General features: G+C 68.1%; 7 protein-coding genes. 3 read left to right on the forward strand and 4 right to left on the reverse strand.

The genetic code is table 11. The features are described 5' to 3' along the window. Window positions 1-24 precede the first annotated feature (24 nt). The 3 genes from IPI67_40025 to IPI67_40035 form a co-directional block, all read right to left on the reverse strand. Complete coding sequence (locus IPI67_40025) at window positions 25-867, reverse strand: cytochrome c (protein MBK7586364.1); 843 nt, start codon at window positions 865-867, stop codon at window positions 25-27. Between the two features lie 100 nt (window positions 868-967). Then, entirely contained in the window at window positions 968-1,423 is a 456-nt protein-coding gene (locus IPI67_40030; protein MBK7586365.1) for an Rrf2 family transcriptional regulator, read from the reverse strand. Window positions 1,424-1,543: 120 nt separating this feature from the next. Next, window positions 1,544-2,869 carry a hypothetical protein gene (locus tag IPI67_40035; GenBank protein ID MBK7586366.1) on the reverse strand — a complete coding sequence of 442 codons (1,326 nt, stop codon included), beginning with the start codon at window positions 2,867-2,869 and terminating at the stop codon, window positions 1,544-1,546. A 138-nt stretch (window positions 2,870-3,007) separates the two neighbouring features. Here IPI67_40035 and IPI67_40040 point away from each other — a divergent pair, with 138 nt between their 5' ends. Beyond that, window positions 3,008-3,418 (forward strand): acyl-CoA thioesterase, encoded by a 411-nt coding sequence (locus IPI67_40040; GenBank protein ID MBK7586367.1) that lies wholly within the window; start codon window positions 3,008-3,010, stop codon window positions 3,416-3,418. Between the two features lie 8 nt (window positions 3,419-3,426). Here IPI67_40040 and IPI67_40045 read toward each other — a convergent pair whose 3' ends face one another. Then, window positions 3,427-4,140 (reverse strand): hypothetical protein, encoded by a 714-nt coding sequence (locus tag IPI67_40045; protein ID MBK7586368.1) that lies wholly within the window; start codon window positions 4,138-4,140, stop codon window positions 3,427-3,429. Between the two features lie 168 nt (window positions 4,141-4,308). Between IPI67_40045 and IPI67_40050 the strand changes: the two genes are divergently transcribed. Together IPI67_40050 and pbpC are read left to right on the forward strand one after the other, a co-directional pair. After that, window positions 4,309-10,053 carry a hypothetical protein gene (locus IPI67_40050; protein MBK7586369.1) on the forward strand — a complete coding sequence of 1,915 codons (5,745 nt, stop codon included), beginning with the start codon at window positions 4,309-4,311 and terminating at the stop codon, window positions 10,051-10,053. Beyond that, window positions 10,053-12,476 (forward strand): penicillin-binding protein 1C, encoded by a 2,424-nt coding sequence (gene pbpC, locus IPI67_40055; GenBank protein MBK7586370.1) that lies wholly within the window; start codon window positions 10,053-10,055, stop codon window positions 12,474-12,476. Before IPI67_40050 ends, pbpC begins: the two co-directional genes overlap by 1 nt. Window positions 12,477-12,486: the final 10 nt, after the last annotated feature.

Genomic DNA, 12,486 nt, shown 5'->3' on the forward strand with positions numbered 1-12,486 from the left:
CGATGGTGACTGCACGGGCCGGGCTCATTCGGTGCGGATCTGACGCTCGAAAATCTCGTGATTGACGGGGTGAGTCTTGCGCCGGCGCCAGATGAGCGAGTAGAGGAGCATCAAGATCAGGAGCCCGCCGGCGCCGCCGTAGAGCAGCCGGAACCCGTAGTCGCGAGGCTGCTGAAACGCCTGTTTGGCGTGGGCGTCTTGCAGGAACGCAACGATGGAGATGACCTCGTCCTCCGTGATCGGCCTGTCTTTGTACGCCTGCGCCATCACCGGGAACGGCGGTTTGCCCAGGATCGCGTGGACCCCGGGTGAGCCCATCGTCCCGAAGACCGTGGTGAGCTCCTTGGCCAACACGCCGCCGCCGATGACGGCGTCGTTCTGGACGTGGTGGCACGAGTTACACGGCGGCCCGCCGTTCTTCAGGCGGATGATCCCTTGAAAGATCGCCTGACCCTTGCGGATGTCGTCCGGCGTTGCGGCTCTGACCGGCGCCGCGGCGGCGGGCTCACCGCCACTCTGGATGTAAGCGAGGATGTCCTTGATTTCGGCCGGTGAGTACGGGGTGTCCGGCATTTGGACTTTGAACTCGTCGAACAGCGCCGTTGCGGTGGGGTCGCCGCTCTTGATGACCGACTGCGACGATTTGATGAACTTCAGCAGCCACTCCTCCGAGCGGCGTTCGGTGACACCCTTGAGGTCGGGACCGACGCGTTTGCCGCCGCCGACGGTGTGGCAGGCGGCACAGGTTGCGTTGAAGTTCTCAGCGCCGGTTGCGGCCTGCGCCGGGATCGTTGACGTCCAGACCAACAACGCGGCGACGACTGCCAGAAGCGTTCGCCGCACGCCATCCAGGCTGCTCTTGCTCATCGGCCTTCCTTTCCTGACGGCAGCCTATTGGCTGGCGCTTACACGGCGCTTACATGGCGCTTGCGCGACGCGGGCAGTGCGTGTCCGGGCCTGACCGCCGTCATGCCGCGCGGCGGGGCCGGCTCACCCGCGCAGCGCGGCCTGAGATCAGCTGGCGTTCGGCCCAATCCGAGAGCACGCGATACGGGCCATGCACCGGACACCGTGCGCCACGCTGCCGGCATCGTGACGTACCGGCGGTGGTGAGAGGCTGCTGTCCAACCGCCGCTAGCACGTCGCAGAAGCTGATGGACGTGGCCGGGCGCGCCAACGCGTATCCTCCACCGTGACCTCTCTGCGCGACGAGCAGTTTGGCACGGACGAGCCGGCGCAGCGTCTTGAGGAGATAGTGCCGAGGCGCGCCAATCCGCGCAGCGAGGTCGGAGCCACGCAGCGTGTTGGGCCGTCCACCGTCCGCGAGCTGGAGCATGGCGAGCAGAGCGTACTCCGCATGGCGACTGAGCAGGTGAGTTTGCCCGGACCTCCGGCGCGGGACGTTCTCCACCACCCTCCGCATGAGCGAAGCTTCGGTGGTCGCGCTTACACAGGGCTTACAACGGGTCGGCGCGCGCGACATGGCCGCGATCTGCGGCGCTCCCGTCCGGCTGTCGCGGTGAGAAAGCTGAAGTGTACCCCGTCACGATCCCAGGCAACCCAGTGACACGTCGATCTTCGCCTTGGTGTCGAGCTGCACGATGGTGCAACTCGACGGACACAGCAGGATCGATTTGGGGCTGGCGTTGTTGTCGTAGTACCAGCCGCCGCCGGAGCAAGCGCTCGCGTTGGTGACCTTCGGCAACTTCTGCGAGGGCGGCGCGCCCGCCGGGAAGTACTGCACCTCGACCTTGTTGGGGTCCGTGATGCCGCCGTCCGTGCTCGGCATCGCAAACTGACAGGCGACCGCGCTCTTCTGGATTGCGGACAGCACCGCGGTGAACGCGGCCGGGTTGCCGTTGCCGACGTTGTACGAATAACACGGCGACGTTCCGCCGCAGTTCGTAGAGTGCAGCGCGGCCCCTCCCGGGGCGGCGATACTGTCGAGCTTGCCGAAGTCCGCGCCGTCCATGCCGATGACGAAGGTCTTGATCTTGTCCGTGGTCAGGTGGGTCTGCACGATGCCGGCGAGAATGTTGACGTTGGTGGTGCACGTCTCGGGCACGCCGTCCGTGATGAAGATGCCGATCATCACGCGCCCGGCTTGTTGTTTCTGGGTCGTGTAGGTGGCGAGCCCGTGCAGCGCCGCCTCCATGGGAGTCGCGCCGTTGGGTGTGGTGCCGTCGAGAGAAGTCTGAAGCGCAGTGAGATTTCCGGGCAGATTCCCCAGTGGTACCTCGGCCACGGCACATCCCGTCCCGGTCGTGCACTCCGCGAGCGACCCCAGACACTTCGGGAAGTACTGGAGCGCCGCGCCCGTGCCGGTCGGCGCGGTCTGGAAGAACTGCGACAGCGCGTTGATCGAATAACACCACTTGGAAGTCGTGGCCTGACCGATGTTGCAGTCGGTCCCCATGCTGCCGGAATTGTCCATCATGATGAACATGTCGAGGGGCGCGGCCTCCGCGTTCACCGTCGTCGCAGCGCATGCGTCTCCGATGCTGGCGTCGTCTTCGACCGGTCCGTCGTAGCTGAACGTCACGTCCGGGATACCGGCATCACCCCAGGTCCCGCCGCTCGACGTTCCGCCTCCGCCGCTCGCACTGCCGGCCGCGCCGCCGGTTCCACCGGTCGGGGCGCCACCGCTGGCTGCCGTCCCGCCTGCGCCGCCCGCGCCTGCGCCACCGCTCGACGTCCCACCCGTCGAGGTTCCTCCGGCTCCGGCTCCAGCCGCGCCGCCGGTCGTTGCTCCGGCGCTGCCGCCGGACGACGCCCCGCCGTCACCACCGCCGCTGCCGCCGGCGCTACAGGCCACGATCCAGCTGCCCACCACCGCACACAGAGCCATTGACCGGTCGCGAAGCCGCATGGCTCAGAAGTGTCCGGTAAAACCCGCTGACCGGCAAGGCCTGGGTCACGCTGCCTACACTTCCGCACGCTCGCGGGGCGGGGACTCTGCAGCGACTGCCCCCCTTCCGCCAGCGTCCGCCGGTGTAGGCTCACGCTCGTGTTCGCCTACGAGCGCCAGGTGCGTTTTCACGAAGTCGATCCCGCGGGGCTGCTCTTCTTCCCGCACTTCTTGACCTACGCCCATGAGGCCATGGAGCGATTGTTCGAGCCGCTCGACGGGGGCTACGCGCGGCTCGTCACGGAGCGAAGGGTTGGATTGCCCGCGGTGGCAGTGCATTCGGATTTTCGCGCGCCGCTTCGCTACGGCGACATCGCCGTGGTCGAAACGACAGTCGCGCGGCTCGGGAACCGCAGCATGACGCTGCGCTACGAGTTCGTGCGGGCGAGTGATCGGGTGGTCAGCGCAGAGGTGCACCACACCGTGGTCACGACGGATCTGTCGGCGCTCAAGAGCTGCCCCATGCCGGACGACGTGCGCAAGGTTGCCGAAGCTCACCTGGAGAGCTGAGCCAGGCTTCAGCGCGGTTTTTTCCCGATCTGCGCGAGAGAGCGCCGCACCCAGCTGCCGTGATGCGACGCTCCTGCAACGACAGGATCAGCCTCTGCTGCCAGCACCACGAGGGCACGCACACGCAAGCGCGCGACGTCGCGCTCGGGACCTTGCTCGTCGTCGAGCAGCGAGAGCACCCTTCGCCAGGCGACGAGGGCCGCGGGCCACGCGCGGCGTTCCACGTACCACTCGGCGAGCAGCTGCACCCGCTTGCGCTCCGGCGCGAGCTCGACCGCGCCCTCGAGCGCTCGAAACGCGTCGGCGTGGCGCCCCAAGACGCGCGCGACCCGAGCTTGCCCGAACAGCGCATCGGCACGCGCGCTCGGGATCCGCGCGGCGGCGGCGTAGACTCGATCAGCTTCCGCAAAATCGCGACTCAGCTCCCTCACTCGGCCGAGCTCCAGGTAGGCCTCGCCGAAGCTCGGGTCCATGCGGGTTGCCTCGTTGAGCTCACCGAGGGCGAGGGCGGTGTCACCTCGGCGCAGGTGCTCGCTGGCGCGCCGTAAATGCTCCCGCGCGGTGCTGCGGCCCCAGGGTTCGTTGGCTGGTTTACGGAGCTCGGCGGGGGCAGGCGGAGGTGCGGCGCGCGCCTGCCCCGGATCGGGGAACCGCGCGGTGGGCTCCGCGCGAGCCGCGCCCGCCAGGAACAATAGTGCCGCCAGGACGGCGATCGCACGCACCCGGGGAGGATAGCACCCCGGGGCGCCGCTTCCGGCATGTGGGTCTGCCGCCGCACGCTGAGGGTGAGCGCACACGCCGGGCGCGCAAGGCCGGGCGCTCGCCGAGAAAATGCCGGGGTATAGGCCGGGCACGCCCGTTGCTGACGGGTGCTCGGAGGATGGTCCCGGATGCGCTCCCCCAGATCCAACAGGTCCCAGTCACCGCTTCGGCGATTTCGCTCGTTGCTCGTCGCCCTGACCCTGGTCGCGGCGGCTTGTGTGCCCGGGGGCGCGACCATGCCCAGCGTCGTCCCGTCGCGCACCTTGTCGCTCGGCAAGGGGGAAGGAGGACGCGGTGAAGATGGACCGTTCCGAGTGGTCTTCGCCGGTCCCAAGGGCGAGGCGACGACGGGCGCGGAGCTCAGTGTCGTCTTCAGCCGCCCACTGCGTGCACTGTCCCTGGCTGGGGACGAAGCGGTGCCGCCCATCGAGACCACGCCCAAGCTCGAAGGGCGCTGGCAGTGGGTCGGAACGCGGGCGCTGTTGTTCGTGCCGCGCGAGGGCAGACTGCCCGGCGCCACCAACATTCGCGTGGAGATCCCCGCGAGCACCCGCGCGCTCGACGGCTCGACCCTCGGCTCACCCCACCGGTTCGAGCTCTCTACACCATTGCCTCGTCTCGTGCGATCCACGCCGTCGTCGGGTGCACGGGGTCTCGAGCCGAAGACGACGCTCGAGCTGCTGTTCAACCAGCCCGTCGACCCCGACGTGCTCGCGCGGGCGAGCAGCCTGGTCGCAACCAGCGGGGGCAAAGCGCGCCCGCTGGCGTTCAGCGTGAAGCGCCCCAATCCCGCCCAGGCCAAGCGTCTCTTGGTGACTCCGAATCTGCCGCTGCCGATTCACTCCGCGTTCGCTTTCACCATCGGTGCGGCGTTGGTTGGCGAAGAGGGACCGCTGCCGGCAGGTCGAGCCGACGCCGTGAGCTTCGAGACCTACGGTCCCTTGCAGGTCACGCGGGTGAGCTGCAACCGCGACACTCCGAATGGTGATTGCATGGCAGGCTCGGGGCTCAGCTTCGAGCTCTCCAACGCAGTGAAGCTCAAAGATCTGCGCCGCGCAGTCAGCCTCACTCCGAACGCTGGCATCCAGTGGGAGACGTGGCGCGACGAAGACGATGCCACGACTTACGCGGGTTTCTCCGCCAAGCTGCGCCCCGGGGCCAGCTACATGCTGCGCGTCAACGCCGATCTGACGGACCGTTTCGGTCAGCGCATGGGCAAGGCGTACACGGAGAAGATCGTGGTCGACGATCTCTGGCCGACGGTGGAGATCGGCGTCTCGGGTGACGTGGTGGAGCCGGTGACGGCAAGGCCCATCAAGATCGGTGCGGTCAACGTCAAGGAGTACGAGCTGACGACCGCGGCACTCACTCCCGCAGATCTTCTCGTCATGGCTGACGGCAGCCGAGCCGAAGCTCGCCTGGGTACGCTCGTGAAACTGGCGGGGGCCAAGCAGCGCCGAGTGAAGCCCGGCGCGCCCGCGAACGTGTTGTCCAAGGAGCTCGTCGACCCGAGCGCCGTCTTGCCCGGCGCACATCGCGGGGCGATGGCACTGGGGATCCGCTGGACGGAGCGGGAGGCGCGCAAGGGCCCCCGGCCGGAGCGCGAGCGCATTGGCACGGACGTACGCGTGCTCGCTGTCAGTGATCTGGCCATCAGCGCCAAGCTCTCGCGCCACGGCTCGCTGGTCTGGGTCTCACATCTGTCGAGTGGTGCACCGGCGGCGGGCGCCAAGGTCGAGCTCCATAGAACCGGCGCTCCGGTGAAGGTGTACGACACGGACTCCCGAGGTATCGCCTCGATTCCGGCCGCCGACTTTCAGCCGAACTTCTACAAAGACGAGCCCGCGTCGCGCGCCGTGGTCGTGGCGCGTGAAGGCGACGACTGGTCCTACCGGTACGTCTCCGATCACCTCGACGGCTGGCGGTTTGGGGTCGCGACGGATCTCTCGGGCAGCCAGAAGAGCTACGGCATGCTCTTCACCGAGCGCGGGATCTACCGCCCCGGGGACAGTGTGCAGCTGAAGGGCATCGTCCGCACCGAGGTGCCCTCCGGCAATTCGATCCCCGCGCGCCTGGCGCTCGAGCTCTCTCTGCGCTCGCCGGACGGCGACGAGGTCTCCCGGCAAAAGGTCAACCTCGGGAAGTTCGGCACCTTCAACGCGAGCCTGAAGATCCCGCGCACTGGCGCGCTGGGCAGCTGGCAGGTTCGCACCGAGGGGCTGGGTGAAGACGAGGGCATCAACCAGTACTTCGAGGTCGCGGAGTATCGCGCGGCGGAGTTCAAGGTCAGCGCCGAGAGCGACCGCCCGGACTACGTGCGCGGGGACAAGGCCCGCTGGGATGCCCACGGCGATTACCTGTTCGGCGCGCCGATGGCAAAGGCCGGTGTCCGCTACACGATTTCGCGCAGTCGCACCAGCTTCGCGCCACCTGGCACGGAGGAGTACTCGACGGATGGCGGAGAGTTCTTCGCCGACGACGAGGACGCCGACTCCGGGGCCGCGCAGCTCAAGACCGAGACCGGCAAGCTCGATGCGCAAGGCAAGCTCCGCACGGAGCTCGCGCTCACGCTGCCCGGGCAGCGCGGTCCAGAGCTCGTCACCTTGGACGCGGAGGTCACCGATGTTTCACGCCAGTCCATCGGCGGTAGCACCAGCGCCGTCGTGCACCCGGCGACCTTCTACGTCGGCCTGAAACAGCTCGACGACTATTTCGTGAACGCGCCCGGGCGGGTCACGACCGCGGTCCTCGCGTTCTCGCCCAAGGGCGAGAAGCTCACTGGCAAGGCGGTGAACGTCGAGCTCGTGCGGCGCAAGTGGACGCTGGCGCGACAAGACGTCGGCGGCGGACGTTTTCACTCGATCTCCAAGCCCATCGACACCGCCATGGGGTCCTGCTCCGTGGTCACGGCCAGCGCGCCGGCGGCGTGTTCGATCGAGGTCAAAGAGGGCGGTTATTACCTGCTTCGCGCCCGCGCCACGGACGAGCGCAAGAACCGAACGGAGGCCGCGCTCAGCTTCTTCGGCATCGGGGCCGGTGCTCAGACCTGGAGCGACAACGACCGCATGAAGCTCGACCTTTCGCTCAACAAGAAGTCGTACAAGGTCGGCGACACTGCGCGCGTGCTGATCAAGTCGCCGTTCCCGGACGCCGAGGCGTTGATCACGGTCGAGCGGGCAGGGGTCTACAGGTCCGAGCGCAAGAAGCTGGTCGGAACGACACCGACCGTCGAGGTACTCATCACGGACACGATGCGCCCCAACGCGTTCGTGAGTGTGCACCTGCTCCGCGGTCGCAGCAAAGCGCCGCCGACCGACCGCCGAAAGGCCGACGTTGGCGCGCCGCAGTACCGCGCGGGATACGCGGAGCTGGTGATCGATCCCGAAGCACGCCGGTTGAAGGTCGACGTGCGACCGAAGGACAAAGAACTGCGTCCCGGCGCCACCGCCGAGGTCGAGGTGCGGGTGCGGGACGCCGCGGGCAAACCCAGGAGCGCCGAGGTGACCCTGTACGCCGTCGACGAGGGTGTGCTCAGTCTGATCGGTTATCGCACACCGGATCCGCTGCCGGTATTCACCGCGTCGCGCCCACTGCAGGTGGCGACGCTCGAATCGCGCGAAGCGCTGGCCCGACTCGGTCTCGATCTGGGCGCGGTGCTCGGCGTCGACAAGGGTCAGGACGGAGGAGACGGTGGTGGTGGGAAACAGAGTGCACGCCGGGACTTCCGCCAGAGCGCCTATTTCAACCCGACGTTGATCACGGACGGCGCGGGTCTCGCCAAGGTCAGCTTCAAGATCCCCGAGAGCCTCACGACGTATCGCCTGATGGCGGTGGCAACGAGCCTCGACGACCGCTACGGGTACGGCGAAGCGCGCGTGGTCACCAGCCGGCGTCTGATGGCGCGACCGGCGCTGCCCCGCTTCGTGCGCGCCGGCGATCAGCTCGACGCCGGCGTCGTGGTCACCTCCAAGGGTTTCGGCCCCGCCAACGTCAGTGTGAAGGCCAGAGTCGAGGGACTCGAGCTGTCCGGTGAGGCGGAACGGGTCATCCAGCTCGGGCGGGATCAGTCCGTAGAGGTACGGTTCCCGATGCTCGCCAAGACCGCGGGGCACGCGAAGCTGTACTTCGAGGCCAAGGCCGAGGGAGAGCGGGACGCTGTCGAGGTCGAGCGCGAGGTCAAGGTCCCGCTGGTGATGGAAGCCGTGGCGCTGTACGGCCAGACCGACAAAGCGAGCGGCGAGCAGCTGGGCGATCTGAGCGCCATCCGCCGTGACGTCGGTTCGCTCGAGCTGTCTTTGTCGAGCAGTGCCCTGGTTGGGCTCGATGCTGGCATCGAACAGCTGATCGAGTATCCGTACGGCTGCACCGAGCAGCTCTCGAGCCGCTTGATGCCGCTCGTGCCGCTGCGCGAGCTCGCCCGGGACTACCACTTCGAGCTGCCGAAGAAGCTGTCCCCCGTGATCGAGAAGACCGTGGCCGACATCCTCTCGCGGCAGCGTTCCGATGGCGGGTTCGGCATGTGGCCGGACTCCCCCGAGAGCTCACCTTGGGTCAGCACCTACGCCCTTTGGGTGCTGCATCAAGCCAAGCAGGGCGGAGCAGCGGTGCCGACTCGCAGCATTGAACAGGCCCGGACCTACGTGCGCCGTTACCTGGAGCAGGCTCGCGAGGACGAGATGTGGAAGGCAACCGCCGCCTTCGTGGTCGACGTGCTCGCGGAGGTTGGGGCGCCGGACACGGGCTACATGAGCCGTCTGTACGAGAGCCGCAAGCAGATGCCGCTGTTCGGGCAGGCGTTCTTGCTGCACGCCCTGGCGATCTCCAAGCAGAAGCGCGAGATGATCGACAAACTCGCAGGGGAGATCGAAGGCCAGCTGCGCCTCGATGCCAACATGGCCTTCGCCAACGAGAACCTCGGCAACGACTACGCGGTGGTGATGGACTCGACGGCCCGCACGAGCGCGCTGGTTTTGCGCGCCCTGGTCGCCGTCAAATCGGGGCACCCGCTGGCGAGCCCGCTGGCCCGCGGTCTGGTCTCCGTGCGCAAGGGTGGCCAGTGGCGCTCGACTCAAGAGACCGCGTTTTCATTGATCGCTCTCGACCAGTACCGGCGCTCCGAGGAGAAGTACGTGCCGGACTACGTGGCCAAGATCTGGCTGAGCGGGAACGAGCTCGTGAAGGCCGAGATGCACGGCCGAAACCTCGAGACCGTGGACCACCGGATCCCGAGCGCCAAGCTGGGTTCGGGCGGCACGCTGGTGTTCGAGAAGCAGGGCACGGGCACGCTGTTCTACGAGGCGCGCCTGAAGTACGCACGGCGCACGCTGCCGTCGCAGGCGCTCGACCGGGGTTTTTTCGTGCAAAAGACGCTGCGGCGCGTGACGGCGGACACCCTCGGTGATGCCCTCCTCAGCCTGCCTGACGCGAGTGTCACGAAGCTCAGCGGGGGTGATCTGGTGATGGCCGATCTGGTCATTGTCACCCCCAGCCCGCGCGAGTTCGTCGTGATCGACGATCCCCTACCGGCAGGCTTCGAGGCGGTCGACACCAACCTGAGCACGACCGCCGCCTGGCTCCGGGCCGGCGCGGGGGACGGCGGCGAGGGTTCGAACGACTGTTACGATTGCGACGACGAGTACGAAGACCGCGTGGCTCACGGCTCGGCCTTCCTCGAGAGCTGGTACCGGCGCGAGCTGCGGGACGATCGTGTGGTGTTCTTCGTCGATCACATGGCCGCCGGCATGTACCACTATCGGTACCTGGCGCGGGCGACGACGCTGGGGAAGTTCATCGTGCCACCCACCAAAGCCGAGGAGATGTACACACCGGAGACGTTCGGTCGCACGGCTGCGTCGCTGATGGAGATCCGATGATGGGGCGACGAAGGCTGACCGCGGCGCTCCGCTGGGTGCGCAGTCCGGCGGCGCGTGCTCTGCTCGGTGCGCTGCTCGCGCCGATCATCGCGCTCCTGGTGGCCGCGTCGTTCCAGCGCATCCCCGACGCGCTCTTGCCGGCGGAGAGCGCGCTCGCGACGAGTGTTCGGGTCCACGACGCCCACGGGCGGCTCGTCACCGAGGTGCGAACGCGGGAGGGCGGGCTCGGCGCCCCCGTGACGCTGGCGGAGCTGCCAAAGGAGGTGCCGCTCGCGATTCTGGCGGCGGAAGACCAGCGTTTTTACTGGCATCCGGGCGTCGATCCGCTGACCGTCGTACGCGCCGTCGGGCAGGCGCTCTGGCACCGGCGCATCGTGTCCGGGGCGAGCACGCTGACGCAGCAACTGGTGAAGAACGTGGTTCCGCGTCCCCGAACACTCGGGGCGAAGCTGCGCGAGATGGCCATCGCGCTCCGCGTCGATCTTCACTTCGACAAGCGGCACATTCTGGAGGAGTACCTGAACCGAGTGGAGTTCGGGCCCAACGTGCGCGGCATCGAGGCTGCGAGCCGGCTCTACTTCGACAAACCCGCCGCCAAGCTGTCGCTGAGCGAGGCCGCGGCGCTGGCCGCAATGCCCCGCGGTCCCACCCTCTACGACCCACAGCGGGGCACCACGCGGCTCACTCGGCGCCGCGACCGCGTGCTGGACCGCATGCTGGACAACGGCTTCAGCACGCGAGACGCCGTCGAGCGCGCCAAGGCGGAGCCGATCGTGCTCACCAAGGGCGGCAGCGAGGGTGGCGCGCCGCACTTCGTCCGGGCGGTGCTGTCCGGGGCGCTCCAGCCGGAGCTCATCGACCAGAAACTGTCGGAGGTCGTCACGACGCTGGACGCGGATCTGCAGCGTGAGGTGAGTGTGCTCGCCCGGCAGACGCGCGAACGCATCGCGAGCTACGACGCGAGTGCAGTGTCGGTCATCGTGATCGACAACCAGAGCGGTGACATACTCAGCTACGTCGGCTCGCCGGACTTCTTCGATCAGCGGAGCCTCGGGCAAAACGACGGTGTGCTCGCGCTGCGGCAGCCCGGGTCGACGCTGAAACCCTTCGTCTACGCCACCGGCATGCAGCGCATGGGCCTCGGCGCCGGCAGTATCTTGCCGGATGTGGAGCTGCACCTCTCGACGCCGGAGGGGGACTACTCGCCGCGGAACTACGACGGACGTTTCCACGGCCCCGTGCGCTTGCGAGAGGCGCTGGGCAACTCGTACAACGTGCCCGCGGTGTTCGTGGCCCAAGAGGCCGGACCCGCGCACGTGCTCGAGACGTTGCACCGCGTCGGGTTCACGGCGCTCGACCGAGCCGCCGAACACTACGGTGCCGCCATCGCTCTGGGGGATGGCGAGGTCACGCTGGCCGAGCTCGCGAACGCCTACGCGACACTGGCGCGAGGTGGCCTGTTCCGACCCCTCCGGGCGGTGACACGCGCGCGGCTCGCCAAGGGCGAGCAGATTGCGCTGCCTCCCCGGGAGGAGGTTCGGGTCATGCCAGCGGAGGTCGCTGCACTGCTCACGGACATCCTCTCCGACCCGAAGGCGCGCGTCGCGGCCTTCGGACGCGGCAACGTGCTCGAGCTGCCGTTCCCCGCGGCGGTGAAGACCGGAACCTCGAAGGGCTTCCGCGACAACTGGACCGTGGGTTACACGCGCGAGCTCAGCGTCGCTGTCTGGGTCGGCAACTTCGATGGCCACCCGATGAGCGGTTCGAGCGGCGTCACCGGTGCGGCTCCGCTGTTTGCCGATGTGATGATGGCGGCGATGCGCGGAAGGAAGACCGAGCCGCTCGTCGCCCCGGGCGTGCTCGAGGAGATCGAGGTGTGTGCTCTCAGTGGCGAGCTGCCGGGGCCTCACTGCTCACAGCGCATCCGCGAGCGGTTTGTGCCCGGGCGGGGGGTGCACAGCCACTGCGACCTGCACGTCGAGGTTGCGATCGACCCGAACAACGGGCTGCGGGCGGGCGCTGCCTGTGCGGCGGCGCGGCCGGAGATCCGCGAGCGCTATCCCGATCGGTTCACGGCCTGGGCCGCGGCGACGGGGCGGCCTGTGGTGCCGGATGCGTGGTCGCCTCGCTGTCCCGGCCAAGACGTCCGCTTGGACAGTGCGCCAGCGCGTCTGGCCTTCCCCTTCGAAGGCGCGCGCTTCGTCCGGGATCCGGGCTTGCCTGCACGCGCACAGGCCATCGTGCTCCGGGCGCGCGTGGCGGCCGGCGACTCGAGTGTACGCTTCGTCGTGGATGGCAAGAGTGTCGGGTCGAGCGGGGCACCGTTTGCGGTGAGCTGGCCGCTCGCGATCGGGCAGCATGAAGTCCGGGTCGCGAGCGCGCGGGGTGAGCTCAGTGAGCCGGTCCGCTTCGTCGTCGAGTGAGCGGGCGAGG

Source organism: Myxococcales bacterium (genome assembly GCA_016706225.1).
GTDB lineage: Bacteria > Myxococcota_A > Polyangia > Polyangiales > Polyangiaceae > JADJKB01.